Genomic DNA, 14,141 nt, shown 5'->3' with positions numbered 1-14,141 from the left:
CGGGACGGCCGCCTACGCTGGGGTCGTGGTGTTCAACAGGATCCTGCGTGCCGGTGAGGGCAAGATCGTCCGACGGCTGTCCAAGATCGCCGATGCGGTCGAGGCTCTCGAGCCCGACGTCACCGATCTGACCGACGCCGAGCTGCGCGCGAAGACCGACGAGTTCAAGCAGCGGTACACCGACGGGGAGACCCTCGACCAGCTGCTCCCCGAGGCGTTCGCCGTGGTCCGCGAGGCCTCGACCCGCACGCTGGGCCAGCGGCACTACCGCGTGCAGATCATGGGTGGCGCGGCGCTGCACCTGGGCAACATCGCCGAGATGAAGACCGGTGAGGGCAAGACCCTGACCGGTGTGCTGCCGGCCTACCTCAACGCGCTGAGCGGCGACGGCGTGCACGTGATCACCACCAACGACTACCTGGCCCAGCGCGACGCGGAGTGGATGGGCCGGGTGCAGCGCTTCCTCGGCCTGACCGTCGGCACGATCGTCTCCGGCCAGCCGCCGGCCACCCGCCGCCAGCAGTACGCCGCCGACATCACCCATGGCACGAACAACGAGTTCGGCTTCGACTACCTGCGCGACAACATGGCCTGGAGCAAGGCAGACCTGGTGCAGCGCGGGCACGCCTTCGCCATCGTCGACGAGGTCGACTCGATCCTCATCGACGAGGCCCGCACCCCGCTGATCATCAGTGGTCCGGCCGAGACCAGCGCCAAGTGGTACGGCGAGTTCGCCCGGATCGCCCCGCTGATGAAGCGCGACCGGCACTACGAGGTCGAGGAGGCCAAGCGGACGGTCGCCATCACCGAGGAGGGTGTCGAGTTCGTCGAGGACCAGCTCGGCATCGACAACCTCTACGAGGCGGCCAACACCCCGCTGATCAGCTACCTGAACAACGCCCTCAAGGCCAAGGAGCTGTACAAGAAGGACCAGCAGTACATCGTCACCAACGGCGAGGTCCTGATCGTCGACGAGTTCACCGGCCGCGTGCTGGCCGGGCGGCGTTACAACGAGGGCATGCACCAGGCCATCGAGGCCAAGGAGCGGGTGCAGATCAAGGACGAGAACCAGACCCTCGCCACGATCACCCTGCAGAACTACTTCCGGCTCTACGAGAAGCTCTCCGGGATGACCGGCACGGCCCAGACCGAGGCCGCCGAGCTCTCCCAGACCTACTCCCTGGGCGTCGTGCCGATCCCGACGAACCGGCCGATGGTGCGTGAGGACCGCGCCGACGTCATCTACAAGACGGAGAAGGCCAAGTTCGACGCCGTCGTCGACGACATCGCCGAGCGGCACGAGGCGGGCCAGCCGGTGCTGGTGGGCACCGCGAGCGTGGAGAAGTCCGAGGTGCTGGCGAAGTACCTGCTCAAGCGGGGCATCCCGCACGAGGTGCTGAACGCCAAGAACCACGCCCGGGAGGCCTCGATCATCGCGATGGCCGGCCGGCTGGGCGCGGTCACCGTGGCCACCAACATGGCCGGTCGCGGTACCGACATCCAGCTCGGCGGCAACGCCGAGTTCATCGCCGACGAGCAGCTGCGGGCCCGGGGCCTGTCCCCGGCGGAGACGCCGGAGGAGTACGAGGCCGCCTGGGACGACACCCTGGCCGCGGTCAAGGCTCAGGTGAAGGCCGAGCACGACCAGGTCGCCGAGGCCGGGGGGCTGTACGTGCTGGGCACCGAGCGGCACGAGAGCCGCCGGATCGACAACCAGCTGCGCGGCCGGTCGGGCCGCCAGGGCGACCCGGGTGAGTCCCGGTTCTACCTGTCGCTGGGCGATGACCTGATGCGCCGGTTCAACGGGCCGATGCTCGAGAACATGATGACGACGCTGCGCGTCCCCGACGACCAGCCGATCGAGTCCAAGATGGTCAGCCGGGCGATCCGCTCGGCGCAGACCCAGGTGGAGCAGCAGAACTTCGAGGTCCGCAAGGACGTCCTGAAGTACGACGAGGTGCTGAACCGGCAGCGCACGGTCATCTACGACGAGCGCCGCAAGGTGCTCGACGGCGAGGACCTGCACGAGCAGGTGCAGACCATGGTCGACGACGTCGTCACCGCCTACGTGAAGGGCGCCACCGAGGCCGGTTACGCCGAGGACTGGGACCTCGAGCAGCTGTGGACGGGGCTCAAGGCCCTGTACCCGGTGGGCCTGGACCGCCAGGAGATGCTGGACCGGGTGGCCGAGGGCGACCAGGCGGTGCTCACCGCCGACGTGCTGCAGGACGAGCTGCTCGCCGACGTGCACGCCGCCTACGCGACCCGCGAGGAGACGCTGGGCTCGGACGTCATGCGGGAGCTGGAGCGGCGGGTGCTGCTGTCGGTGCTGGACCGCAAGTGGCGTGAGCACCTCTACGAGATGGACTACCTGCGGGCCGGTATCCACCTGCGCGCGATGGCCAACCGCGACCCGGTCGTGGAGTACCAGCGCGAGGGCTACGACATGTTCAACGCGATGCTGGACGGGATCAAGGAGGAGTCCCTCGGCTTCCTCTTCAACCTCGAGGTCAAGACCAAGGAGCAGCAGACGGCGGAGGCGGCGCAGAAGCAGGCCGCGGCCGAGGCCGACGCACTGGCCAAGGCGCAGGCCGGCACCGAGCGGGTGCTCGCCCGCCAGGCCGCAGCTGCTGCCGCGGCGGCGCCGGCCGCTCCGGTGGCCGAGCCGACGTCGAACGGCAACGGTGCCGCCCCGGCGGCGCCGGCCGACGCCGCCGCCCCCGTGGTGCAGGCCGACGCCGCTGCACCGGCGGTGCAGGCCGACGCCGCCGCCCCCGTGGTGCAGGCCGACGGTGCCGCTCCCCGGGCCGGTGCGAACGGTGGCGGGACGACGGGCGCGGCCCGGCGCACCCGCAAGCCGGCGCCCCCGGCGGCCGCCGCCACGACGGCCGAGCCGGTGGCGGAGCCGTCCGGTACCGGGCCGGAGCTGCAGGTCAAGGGGCTGGAGGCGCCGAAGCAGGAGCAGCTGAGCTACAGCGCGCCGAGCCTGGACCCCTCGGCCAAGGACGGCGGCCGGGCCAAGGCGGCGAAGACCGCGACGGTCACCGGCACCAAGGAGACCCCGCGCAACGCGCCCTGCCCCTGCGGGTCGGGCAAGAAGTTCAAGCAGTGCCACGGTGCTGCGGGCAACGCCTGATCGAAGGGCACGCCGGCCCCGTCCAGGGGCCCGCTGCGGGTGACGCCCCGCCGACCGGCTGGTCGGCGGGGCGTCCTGCTGTGGCCCCGACCCCCGACCAGCCGCTCGTCCCGGGTTCGCGAGGGCTGAGGAGGACGGGGTCCCCGCTCAGCCGATCTGCAGCGCGGTGCAGCGCCAGCGACCGTCGAGGCCCTCGAGCCGGGCGGCGACGGCATGCGCCCGGCCGCCCCGGCGAGCCACCGCACTGACCTCGGCCACCCCGTCGACCGGCTCGCACACGCGCACCGAGCTGATCACCAGGGGTGCCGTCCCCGCGCTGCACCACCGGGGCCGGCGCCGCTGGGTGAGCGCGGCGAACAACGGCGGGCTGACCAGCGCCTGGAGCTGACCGATCGGCCGCCGGCCGGCGAAGGCCTCCAGGGCCGAGGTGACCAGCTGGCGGCCCACCGCCTGCGGATCGGGCAGCTCGGTCCGGCGGGTCCAGGCCGGCCCGAAGTCGTCGCTCGTGTCGAGCGGCCGGGCGTCCAGCCGTGGCCGGGGGCCGGGCGGCGGCACCGGCCGGGGGGTGCGTCGACCGGGGACGAGCAGCCGCACCGGCTCCCGCTCGTCGGCCAGCGGCGGACCCGGCGTCCGGACCACGGTCAGGTGGACCCGACGGCCCGGTGTGCTGCGCGCGGGGTCGATCGGCGCCTGCGGCGACGGGGACAGGGGAGCGGTCATGCGGGTCTCCTGGGCGTGCGGGATGGGCGGTGGGTCGCGGGGTCGGGGATCACGGCGGTGGTGGCTGCAGCACCTGACCGGGCAGCAGCAGGTCGGGGTCCGGACCGATCACGACCGCGTTGGTGTGCCACCAGGCCTGCACGGCCGCTGCGACGGCGGCGTCCGTGACCGGGGCGCCGGCCCCGGCCAGGTGGTCGCGGGCGATGTCCCAGAGGCAGTCGCCGCGGAGGACGACGTGACCGGCGGGCGCGGCGGACGGCCAGTCCGGTACCGGTGGCCCGGTGGAGGGTGCGGTGGGTCGGTCCGGTGCTGCCGGCCAGTCCAGCGCCGGGGACTGCGCCGGCCAGTCGAGGAGCACCGGGTCCCCGGCCGGTCGCTCGGCGCCCACCGTGGACACCGCCACGGAAGGCGGCCCGGCCGGTACGGCCAGCGGGGCGGTGGCGCTGAGCCCGAGGCCGATCGCGAGAGCGGCGGCCCGCCGGGCGCCGGCCGGCAGCACTCCGGACAGGAGGACGCCGGCCAGCCGGCCGGTCCAGCCGGGCACGGCCGTGGCCGCGGTGAGCAGCAGCCCGAGCGCGCCCCACGACCAGCACAGCCAGCCCAGCGCGGTGACGACCACGACCACCAGGGCGTCCGCGCCGGCCGTGTCGACCAGCTGTTGCGGCGCCTGCGCGGCCGCCCGGAGCTCTGCGGGTGCGGCACCGATGACGGCCAGCAGCCAGCCGGCACCGCCCATCGCGGCCGTCGTCCCCACCCAGCGCGGCATCGACACAGCGCCTCCTCTCGTCGGGGTGACCAAACACCATGAACGCAAGCAAACGCAACCAAATGCAATGAACTGTGGACGAGCTACGCTCCCGGACATGCGCTGGGAGCAGCTCTTCGCCGACCTCGAGGCCCAGGTGGCCGAGCAGGAGTCCGTCGCCGAGCGGGCCGAGGACGGCTCGCGTGCCCGGGCGGAGTACGGGCGCGTCCGGCTCGCCGACCGGCTCGGTGGCGCACGCGGGCACGAGCTCACGCTGGGCTGCACCGGCGCCGGTCAGCTCAGCGGCCGGCTCACCGACGTCGGCGTCGACTGGTTGCTGCTGACCGACCCGCAGGACCGGGAGGTGCTGGTGGCGGTGCGCGCGGTGTGCTCGGTCGGCGGGCTGAGCGCGCTGACCGCACCGGCGGTCGAGGAGGGCACCGTGGCCCGGGCACTCGACCTGCGCCGGGCCCTGCGCGGGCTGGCGCGGGACCGGGCGGGGGTGCAGGTGCTGCTGGCCGACGGCACGGCGCCGACCGGCACCATCGACCGGGTCGGCGCGGACTTCGTGGAGCTGGCCGAGCACCCGCTGGACGCCCCGCGGCGCCGCGGGGCGGTCACCGGCGTGCGGACGCTGCCCCTGCCGGCGGTGGTCGCCGTGCGGACCGCCCTGGCCGGCGGCTGAGCCGCCCGGCCGGCACCGTCTCCGCCGGGGCCCGGTGGGTCAGCGGGGTGAGTCGACCCCGGCGTCCTCGCCGACCGGCTCCTCGGCCACGGCCCGGGCCTCGGCGTACTTCTGCTGGATGAAGCGCTCCAGCTCGTCCTTCTCGACCCGCCACTGCCCGCGGCCGCCGATCTGGATGGCGATGAGCTCCTTGCGACGCACCAGTGCGTAGGCCTGCGACCAGGAGACGTTGAGGATCTCCGCGACGTCGTCGAGGGTGAGGAAGCGCTGGGTGGCCATGAGGGTCCGGATTCTCCCGTCGAAGGTGCCCGCCAGTGTGGCAGCCGGGTGACATCGGGGTGCGTCGTCCACCCGAAGGTGTGGACGACGCCTGCGCTGCCCCCGGTTCCTCGGTCATGATCTCCCTCCCCGGCCGAGGAGCACGAGGTCGGGCGGCATGCCGCACACCGCGGCACAGCAGACGGGGCGAGGGATGACCGACCGATGAGCACGTCCACCGCAGCACCGCCCGTCGAGGTGGCGCAGGCCAGCGCAGCACCCCGCCGGGTGCGGCCACCCCGCTGGCTGGACCTGCGCCTGGTGCTCGGTGTCCTGCTGGTCCTCGGGTCGGTCCTGCTGGGTGCCCGGGTGGTGACGGCGGCCGACGCGACGGTCCCGGTCTGGTCGGCCGCCGGTGACCTGGCGGCCGGCACCGTGCTCGGTGCCGACGACCTGGTCGCCGTGGACGTCCGGCTGGACGACGTCGCCGCGGCCTATCTGGCCACCAGCACCCGCCCGGCCGGCCGGGTGCTCGCCCGCGCCGTCCGGGACGGGGAGCTGCTGCCCCGCTCGGCCCTGGAGGAGCCCGCCGACCTGGTGCAGCTGGCCCTGCCGGTGCAGGCCGGCTACGTGCCACCGCAGTTGTCCCGCGGCCAGCTGATCGACGTCTACGCCGTCGCCGACCCGACCGTCGGCGCGGACACCGCGACCGGCGGGGACGTCGACCTCGCGCTCTCGGCCGCCCCGGTCCAGGCGGTCAGCGGTCGCGGTGACGGCGTCCTGTCGACCGCGGGCAGCACGGTGCAGGTCGTGGTCGCGGTGCCGGCCGGTGACGCCGCGGACGTGCTGGCGGCCATCGGCGGTCGTGGCCTGGTCGTCGTGGTCCGCAGCTCGGTCGACGACGCGGCCGGGACGGGTCCGGACGCCGGCACCGGCCCGGCCGGGCCCACCGGCTGATGGCGCTGCAGGTCTTCACCGCGGTCACCGGCGCAGCGTGGGAGTCCGAGCTGGTCGGTGCCCTGGACCGGCAGGACCACGGGGTGACCGTCGTCCGCCGGTGCGTCGACGTCGCGGACCTCCTGGCCGCCGCGACCACCGGCACCGGGCAGGCCGCCCTGCTGTCGGCCGAGCTCCGCCGGCTCGACGGTGCCGCGGTCGCCCGGCTGACCGCCGCCGGGATCGCCGTGGTCGGGCTGGTCGAGCCGGGGGACAGCGGGGCCACCGACCGGCTCCGCCAGCTGGGTGTGGCGCGGGTGCTCCCCGCCGACGCCCCGCCCGAGGAGATCGCCGAGGCGTTGCGCGCGGCGGTGTCGGGTGCGCCGTCGTCCGGGCACGACGTGGGCGACCCCCGCGCTGCGCTGCCGGTGCTCGGCCTCCCGCCCGAGCCCGCCACCCGGCCGGCCGGCCGGGGCCGGGTGGTCGCCGTCTGGGGACCGACCGGCGCACCCGGCCGGACGACGGTGGCCGTGGGGCTCGCCGACGAGGCCGCCCGGCTGGACGTGCCGACGCTGCTGGTCGACGGGGACGTCTACGGCGGGGTGGTCGCCCAGCTGCTCGGGCTGCTGGACGAGTCGCCGGGCATCGTGGCGGCGGCCCGGCAGGCCACCGCCGGGACCCTGGACGCCGCCGGGCTGGCCCGGCTGGCCTGGGCGGTGACCCCCCAGCTGCGGGTGCTCACCGGGCTCACCCGCGCCGACCGGTGGCCCGAGCTGCGGCCGCAGGGCATCGGCGTGCTGCTGGAGGAGGCCCGCCGGCTGTCGGCGCTCACCGTCGTGGACTGCGGCTTCTCGCTGGAGGAGGACGAGGAGCTGGCCTTCGACACCGCCGCGCCTCGGCGCAACGGGGCGACCCTCACCGTCCTGGCCGCCGCGGACGAGGTGATCTGCGTGAGCGGCGCCGACCCGGTGGCGTTGCAGCGCACCGTGCGGGCGCTGGCCGAGCTCCGCGACGTGCTGCCCGACGTCTCGCCGCAGGTGGTGGTCAACCAGCTGCGCCGCGGGCCGGTGCCCGGGGACGCCCGGCAGGAGATCGCGTCGGCGCTGCGCCGGTTCGCCGGCCAGGAGGTCCGGGCGTTCCTGCCGGCCGACCGGCGGGCGACCGATGCGGCCCTCGCCGGTGGGCGCACGCTCGCCGAGGTCGCCGCGGGGTCGCCCCTGCGCACCGGCCTCCGGACGCTGGCGGCAGAGCTGGCCGGCGTGCCGGCGACCACCGGCCGACGGAGCCGCCGCTCCGGCTGAGCGGTGCTGCCGGGAGGGCGGTGTCCCGGGGCGGGGACCCCGGGACGTAGCGTGGACAAGCCGTCAGTGAGGAGGGTCACGCTGTGGTCGAACGGCTCACCGCGCTGGATGCGTCCTTCCTGTACCTGGAGGAGCCCGGCACGCCGATGCACGTCGGCGCCGTCCTCGTGCTCGAGTGCCCCTCCGGCGGGCTGGACCACGAGGCGCTGATCGAGCTGGTGCGCAGCCGGCTCCCGCTGGTGCCCCGGTACCGGCAGAAGGTCCTCGAGGTGCCCGGCCACCTGGCGAACCCGGCCTGGGTCGACGACCCGGACTTCGACGTCAGCTACCACGTCCGTCGCTCGGCGCTGCCCCGCCCGGGCAGCCAGGAGCAGCTGCTCGACCTGGTCGCCCGGCTGACCGCGCGGCCGCTGGACCGCAGTCGCCCGCTGTGGGAGATGTACCTGGTCGAAGGGCTGGCCGGGGACCGGACGGCGGTGGTGACCAAGACCCACCCGGCGCTGGTCGACGGGCTGGGCGCCATCGACATCGGCCAGGTGATCCTGGACCCCGACCCGGACGCCGCCCTGGCTCCGGTGGTCGACCCGTGGCTGCCCCGGCGCCCGCCGGGCCCGGTGGCCCTGGTCTGGGAGGCGGTGGAGGACTACCTGCAGCGCCCCTCGGCGGTGCTGGACACCGCCCGGACCGCGGTCGGCGACGTCCGCGCGACGGCCGCGCGCTGGGCCGGGGTGGCCGGCGGGGTCGTGGCCGCGCTGGCACGGACGGCCGTGTCGCCGGCGCCGGTCAGCCCGCTCAACGCACCGATCGGCCGGCAGCGGCGGGTCGCGGTGGCCCGGGTGGCGCTGGAGGACCTGCGGGTGGTGCGCAAGGCGCACGGTGGCACGGTCAACGACGTGCTGCTCACCTCGGTGACCGGGGCACTGCGGGAGTGGCTGCTGTCCCGCGGCGAGCCGGTGGTCGGCAGCACGTCGGTGCGTGCCCTGGTCCCGGTGTCGGTGCGCGGGGAGGAGGACGGCGCCCCCGGCGAGGTCCGGTCCTTCCTGGTGGACCTGCCGGTGGGGGAGCCGAACCCCCGGGTGCGGCTGGCCCGGGTCAGCTTCGCGATGCGCGGCCTGGCGCCCAGCGGGCAGTCGGTGGGGGCGGACACGCTCAGCGCGCTGTCGGGGTTCGCTCCGCCCACGCTGCACGCCCTGGGGGCGCGCGCGGCCAGTGGGCTGTCCCGCCGGCTGTTCAACCTGGTTGTCACCAACGTCCCTGGGCCCCAGGTCCCGCTCTACGCCGGTGGCGCCCGGATGGTGGAGGTGTTCCCGGTGGTCCCGCTGGTCCGTGGTCAGGGCCTGTCCATCGGTCTGACCAGCTACGACGGCACCGTGTACTTCGGTCTGAACGCCGACCGGGACAGCGTCAGCGACGTCGACGCGCTGGCCGACCTGATCGAGGCGGAGGTCGCCTTCCTGGTCGAGTCGGCCGGCTGAGCGGCGGCCCGGGAAGATCTCCCTCCTGGCGACGTTACGGTCGCTGTCCCACGACTTCAGGAGGCGAACCGGGTGCGCGTGTACCTGCCGGCCACGACGACCGTGCTGCAGCGGTTGCTCGACGAGGGCCGACTCGAGGGACCGCTCACGGTCTTCACGGTCACCCCCCAGCTGCGCGAGTTCTACGAGCTCAGCGACGACGAGGAACTGGAGTACGCGGCGCTGATCGCCGCGGCCCGGGCCAGCCTGCGGCTGATGGACGTCGACCCGGGCGCCGCCCGCCGCCGGGTGGTGCTCGCCACCGACGTCCCCGACGCCTCGGTCACCCCGATCGTGGCCGACGGCGCCGACGCCGGTGCCGCCCGCACCACCGCGTCGGTGGCGCTGCGGGACGTCGCCAGCGCGCACATCGACGGATCCGAGGCCGAGGACGACGTCCGCAAGGCGGTGGGCGTGGTGCTGGAGGCCGACCTCGGCAGCGCCGACGCCCAGTTCGTCGTCGACCAGGCCGAGGGTCACGAGCTGGCCTGGTACGCCAACCAGGAGATCGGTCCCGCGCTCGAGCTGCTCTGAGCGACCGGCTCAGACTGCGTCGGCGGATCCGCGGTGCCGGGCGACCTGCACCCGGGTCGCGCCGGCGGGGGTGACCAGCCAGCCGGAGCCCGGCCGTGCCGGCAGCGGGGTGCGGGGGAGCCGGAGGCCGAGCAGTTCGGCGTCACCGGGCCCGGGCCGCAGGACCAGCGCCGTCCGCGCCCGTCGGAGGGCGGCGGTCGGACCTCGGAAGGAGCCGGCGAGCTCGGCGGCCGTGCCGGTGCCGAGCACCAGTACCGACCCACTGGGCCGGCTCAGGGCGCTGAGCTGGTCGGCGACGGCGTCCGGCAGCCCGGTCACCTCGTCCGCCAGGACCAGGGCCGGGCGGCCGTCCTGTCGCCGTGCCCACTCCCGGAGGGCTGCGGGGTCCACGCGGTCCAGCCGCTCCGGCTGCCCGGTCGCCGCCGCCGGCCCGGCGCCCGGGCCCGGCAGCAGCTCGGCCACCGCGGCGCCCAGGGCGAGGGCGTGCCGGCCCAGCGCGTGCAGCGCCGAGCTGCGCCCGCTGCCGGGCGGACCGACGACGAGGAGGCCGCCACTGCGCTGGACGTCCACGCTGACCGCAGCGCCGTCGTCATCGCCGGGCCCCAGCGGCAGCGCGAGCGGGTCACCGGGCCCCAGCTGGTCGGCGTCGGGCAGGTCGAGTCGGGGGTCGGCGGGGAGCTCGGCCACCCGCAGGGGACCGGCGCCGGCAGCGGCGGCCGGGGAACCGGCCGGGGTGCGGCCCGCCGGCCGGGGCAGGGCCAGCTGGCACTCCACCGCGTCCTCCCCGACCAGGGACCGGCCGGGCGGGCGGTGGCCGGGGACCGAGCGGGCGGCGATCCCCGCGACGGCGTAGTCGGCGCGATCGGGCAGGGGCAGCACGACCCGGGTGTGCAGCGCGCTCGCCACCCGGCTGCCCGGGACGGCCCGGTCGGTGGTGAGTGCCACCGTCAGCCGGGCCGCGGCGCCGTCCCGGATGAGCCGGAGCAGTCCGCCGGCCCCGGTGGCAGGCTCGGCCTCCTCCAGCTGGGCCGCGAGGCTCTCCCAGCCGTCCACCAGCACGAGCAGGGCAGGGGCCTCGGCGCACCCGACGGCCCGGCGGCGGTCGACCTCCTCCAGGAGCCGGGCCACCAGCCGCACCGTGCGGTGGGGGTCGTCCCGGCCGACCGCCGTGCCGGTGTGCGTGCCCGACGCGGCGGTCGCGGCGAGTGCACCGCCGCCGTGGTCCAGCACGTGCACGTGCAGCGCGTCGGGTGGCAGCTGCGCGACCGCCTCGGCCAGCACGGTCGCCAGCGCGGTCGTGCGGCCACTGCGCGGCCCGCCGACGAAGGCCCAGCCACCGCCGATCGCGAGGTCGAGCTCCAGCGGCGTCTGCCGCTGGTGGTCGGGGACGTCGCACAGGCCGATCCGCAGGACCGAGGCGGCGCGGTCTGTGCGCCACCGGTCGAGTGCGTCGGCCGGCAGCCGGTCGGGCAGGGGCGGCAGCCAGGGCCGGTGCGGTGGCGGGATGCGCTCGGTGCGGGCCCGCTCACCGAGGGCCGCCACCACCCGCTGCAGGTCGGGCTCGCCGGCGGGCGTGGCATGGGCGCCCGGCTGTGCGGGAGGCATCGGCCAGGTCGAGCGGGTCACGGTGGGCGCCGCGTCGGTGGGCGGGCTGCCACCGGAGACGCGGGCGACCTGGAGCAGCACCGGTGCGGTGCTCCCACTCCGCAGGTAGGCCCGCCCCGGCTGGCCGGGGGACAGCTGCGCGGGCAGCGTGCTGCCGAGCACGTCCCGGGCATCGCTCTCGTCCGTCGTGCGCAGGCAGATCCGCAGCGAGCAGTTCGCCCGGATCTCCGGGCTGACCACCCCGGCGGGGCGCTGGGTGGCGAGCACCAGGTGGACGCCCAGGGAGCGGCCGCGCTGGGCGATGCCGACCAGCCCGCTGACGAAGCCGGGCAGCTCCTCGGCCAGGGTGGCGAACTCGTCGACGACGATGACCAGCCGGCCGGCGTCCACCGTGGCCGGCAGGTCGACGAGGTCGCGCACTCCGTGCTCGGCGAGCAGCCGCTCCCGGCGGGTGAGCTCCGCGGACAGCGAGTGCAGCGCGCGGGCGGTGGAGTGGCTGTCCAGGTCGGTGAGCAGGCCGACCGTGTGCGGCAACGCAGCGGCCGCCCCGAACGCCGCCCCGCCCTTGTAGTCGACGAGCAGGAAGCTGCAGCGGTCCGGTGGCTGGTGCAGCGCGAGCCCGGCCACGAGGGTCTGCAGCAGCTCGGACTTGCCCGACCCGGTGGTGCCCGCGACGAGGGCGTGCGGACCGTCGCCGACCAGGTCCACCACCAGGGGGCCGTCGCCGGTCAGGCCCAGAACGGCGGTCAGCCGGCCGCGCCCGCGGTGCCAGGAGCCGCGCGGGGCACCCGTGGCGGGGTCCATCGCCGCGCCCGAGCCCGGCAGCTCGAGCAGGCGGGCCGAGGACGGCAGCTCACCGCCCGACGACGGCACGGCGAGGACGGCCAGGTCCCGGGCGAGGCGCTCGGCGACGGCCTCCCCGACCGCGTCCAGGGCCAGCGTCCGCTCGTGCTCCAGCCCGGGAGCGCGCAGCCGCCCGGTGGTGCCGGTCTCCCCGCTCACCTGGAGCCGGGCGGGGGTGGGCAGGGCGAGCGCCACCTCGGACCCGGCGACGTCCAGCCGGACGACCTGCTCCGGTGCGTGGGCCAGGGCGGCGACCACGGCCGGGTCCGGCGTGCCGTCGAGCACCACCAGCGTCTGCGGCCCGGGCCGGTCGGCGTGAGGCGGCGCGAGGAGGGAGCTGGGCAGCGGGGTGGCGGGGGTGACCACGGCGGACAGGTGCGGCAGCCACCGGGCCCACCGCCAGTCGGTGAGCTCCCGGCTCCCGCAGACCAGCACCAGCCGGAGCTCGGTCGGGGGGTGCAGGGTGGCCAGCTGGCAGACCAGTGACCGGGCGACGCCGACCGCCGGCCCGCGCGGCCCGACCACGCCCAGCACGCCCACACCGCCCAGCGGCAACGTGACCGGGGCGTGCCGGACGGCGACGGGGACCCTGCTGCCGTCCGGCTCGACCCGGGTCACCGACGACGGCCCGTCCCCGGTCCCGAGCCGGACCGGCATCGGGCGCGCGGGGTCACCGCTGCGCGACCAGAGCGGGCTGGCGCGGCGGCGGGCGGCGGCGGCCAGCCGGGCCGGGTCGGGATGGCGGTCCTCCCGGGCGGCCAGGTCGGCGGCGACCGCAAGGTCGAGCTCCGTCGCGGCCCGCGCCAGCGCAGCCGCGTGGTCGGCCAGGGCGGCCCGGTGGGTCCGGCGGCCGGACAACCGGTCCGAGCACCAGGTGGCCACCGCGACCAGCGGGCTGAGCAGGGCGAAGAAGAGGAAGTGCGGGGTGGCGAGCAGCCAGGCCATGAGCACGCCGCCGACGGCGGGCAACGCCACTGCGATCCAGCCCAGCCGTCGGCGCGCGGGCTCCGCCGGTGCGACCGGCCAGTGCACGGACGTCCCCTCCGCCACGGCAACCGGCAGGGGCAGCGGCCGGATGCCGACCCGACCGCCCCTGGCGGGTGCGGAGTCGAGCACCGCGCTGCACGGGCCGGTCAGCCGCAGGGTCGTCGAGCCGAGGTGCACCGTGGCACCGACCGGCCACTCCCGGCCCTCGGTGCCCAACGGCGTACCCGGGTCGGTGGTGCCGGAGACCGAGGTGCCGTTGGCCGAGCCCAGGTCGGCGACGCTGACCCGGCCCCCGGCGACGGAGACGACCGCGTGCCGCCGCGACACGTCCGGGTCGGTGAGCACCAGGCCACAGCCGCTCGCCCGCCCCACCACCAGCGTTCCCTGGCCCAGAGCGAGGCCACGTCCGGCGTCCGGCCCGCCGGTCACCTGGACCTCCAGTGCGCCGGACGCCCGGTCCGGCGTCGACCGTGGCCCCGGACGGTCCAGCCCGAGTACCGCGCCGTGGCACAACGCGCTCGACGACAGCGGTGTGCCGGCGGTCAGGGCGGTCGAGCCGGCCCAGAGCTGCGGGGAGGGATGGCCCAGCGCGCTGCCGAGGCCCGGGAGCACGTCGGCCAGGACGGCCTCGTCCGGGGCGTGCACCACCACGTCGACCGGGCCGTCGTGCGACACCAGGGTCCAGGTCCGGTCGGCGCCGCGAGGCGCCGCGGACCCCGTGTCGCGGGGCCCGCCGGCGACGGTGCCGCGGGGTGTCGCGGGCAGGAGGGAGGAGGGGAGCACGGGCCGATGCTGGCCCGGGCAGGCACCTCCGCGGGCCGCCGCCGGGACATCTGTGGACGGCGGCCTGGCCTGTGGACGGCCGGCCCGACCGACC

The 14,141-nt window shown here is 76.1% G+C and carries 10 protein-coding genes; 6 read left to right on the top strand and 4 right to left on the bottom strand.

Features of this window, described 5'->3' with window-relative positions:
• Window positions 1-25: 25 nt before the first annotated feature.
• The gene (gene secA, locus Q1A09_RS04275) at window positions 26-3,136 is read left to right on the top strand and encodes a preprotein translocase subunit SecA (protein ID WP_299952242.1); all 3,111 of its coding nucleotides are present in this window, start codon (window positions 26-28) and stop codon (window positions 3,134-3,136) included.
• Window positions 3,137-3,283: 147 nt separating this feature from the next.
• On the opposite strand, the gene Q1A09_RS04270 is transcribed toward secA, so the two are convergent.
• Together Q1A09_RS04270 and Q1A09_RS04265 are read right to left on the bottom strand one after the other, a co-directional pair.
• Window positions 3,284-3,856 carry an Rv3235 family protein gene (locus tag Q1A09_RS04270; protein WP_299952241.1) on the bottom strand — a complete coding sequence of 191 codons (573 nt, stop codon included), beginning with the start codon at window positions 3,854-3,856 and terminating at the stop codon, window positions 3,284-3,286.
• 49 nt (window positions 3,857-3,905) lie between these two features.
• On the bottom strand, window positions 3,906-4,622 hold the full coding sequence (locus tag Q1A09_RS04265; RefSeq protein ID WP_299952240.1) for a LysM peptidoglycan-binding domain-containing protein: 717 nt from the start codon (window positions 4,620-4,622) through the stop codon (window positions 3,906-3,908).
• Between the two features lie 97 nt (window positions 4,623-4,719).
• Here Q1A09_RS04265 and Q1A09_RS04260 point away from each other — a divergent pair, with 97 nt between their 5' ends.
• Window positions 4,720-5,286, top strand: a complete 567-nt coding sequence (locus Q1A09_RS04260; protein WP_299952239.1) for a hypothetical protein — start codon at window positions 4,720-4,722, stop codon at window positions 5,284-5,286.
• A 39-nt stretch (window positions 5,287-5,325) separates the two neighbouring features.
• Here the strand turns inward: Q1A09_RS04260 and Q1A09_RS04255 are convergent, their stop codons facing one another.
• Window positions 5,326-5,565: a helix-turn-helix domain-containing protein gene (locus Q1A09_RS04255; RefSeq protein ID WP_299952238.1), complete on the bottom strand. Its 240-nt coding sequence runs from the start codon at window positions 5,563-5,565 to the stop codon at window positions 5,326-5,328.
• 204 nt (window positions 5,566-5,769) lie between these two features.
• Here Q1A09_RS04255 and Q1A09_RS04250 point away from each other — a divergent pair, with 204 nt between their 5' ends.
• From Q1A09_RS04250 to Q1A09_RS04235, 4 genes are all read left to right on the top strand, one after another.
• Complete coding sequence (locus Q1A09_RS04250) at window positions 5,770-6,501, top strand: SAF domain-containing protein (protein WP_299952237.1); 732 nt, start codon at window positions 5,770-5,772, stop codon at window positions 6,499-6,501.
• The gene (locus Q1A09_RS04245) at window positions 6,501-7,781 is read left to right on the top strand and encodes a chromosome partitioning protein (protein ID WP_299952236.1); all 1,281 of its coding nucleotides are present in this window, start codon (window positions 6,501-6,503) and stop codon (window positions 7,779-7,781) included. The genes Q1A09_RS04250 and Q1A09_RS04245 overlap by 1 nt, the downstream gene beginning before the upstream one ends.
• Window positions 7,782-7,864: 83 nt before the next feature.
• On the top strand, window positions 7,865-9,256 hold the full coding sequence (locus Q1A09_RS04240; RefSeq protein WP_299952235.1) for a wax ester/triacylglycerol synthase family O-acyltransferase: 1,392 nt from the start codon (window positions 7,865-7,867) through the stop codon (window positions 9,254-9,256).
• A 72-nt stretch (window positions 9,257-9,328) separates the two neighbouring features.
• The gene (locus Q1A09_RS04235; protein WP_299952234.1) at window positions 9,329-9,829 is read left to right on the top strand and encodes a DUF6912 family protein; all 501 of its coding nucleotides are present in this window, start codon (window positions 9,329-9,331) and stop codon (window positions 9,827-9,829) included.
• A gap of 9 nt (window positions 9,830-9,838) precedes the next feature.
• Here Q1A09_RS04235 and Q1A09_RS04230 read toward each other — a convergent pair whose 3' ends face one another.
• Complete coding sequence (locus Q1A09_RS04230; protein WP_299952233.1) at window positions 9,839-14,047, bottom strand: FtsK/SpoIIIE domain-containing protein; 4,209 nt, start codon at window positions 14,045-14,047, stop codon at window positions 9,839-9,841.
• Between the last annotated feature and the right edge of the window lie 94 nt (window positions 14,048-14,141).

The organism is uncultured Modestobacter sp. (assembly GCF_947486615.1).
In the GTDB taxonomy this organism is placed as follows: Bacteria; Actinomycetota; Actinomycetes; order Mycobacteriales; family Geodermatophilaceae; genus Modestobacter.
The sequence above is the reverse complement of the archived record's forward strand: the minus strand, read 5'-3'. Positions and strand labels throughout refer to the sequence as shown.

Excerpts from the sequence above, each read along its gene's own strand:
- Q1A09_RS04270 (WP_299952241.1), bottom strand. The coding sequence starts at position 3,856 with ATGACCGCTCCCCTGTCCCCGTCGCCGCAGGCGCCGATCGACCCCGCG.
- Q1A09_RS04260 (WP_299952239.1), top strand. The coding sequence starts at position 4,720 with ATGCGCTGGGAGCAGCTCTTCGCCGACCTCGAGGCCCAGGTGGCCGAG.
- Q1A09_RS04245 (WP_299952236.1), top strand. The coding sequence starts at position 6,501 with ATGGCGCTGCAGGTCTTCACCGCGGTCACCGGCGCAGCGTGGGAGTCC.
- Q1A09_RS04265 (WP_299952240.1), bottom strand. The coding sequence starts at position 4,622 with ATGCCGCGCTGGGTGGGGACGACGGCCGCGATGGGCGGTGCCGGCTGG.
- Q1A09_RS04255 (WP_299952238.1), bottom strand. The coding sequence starts at position 5,565 with ATGGCCACCCAGCGCTTCCTCACCCTCGACGACGTCGCGGAGATCCTC.
- Q1A09_RS04250 (WP_299952237.1), top strand. The coding sequence starts at position 5,770 with ATGAGCACGTCCACCGCAGCACCGCCCGTCGAGGTGGCGCAGGCCAGC.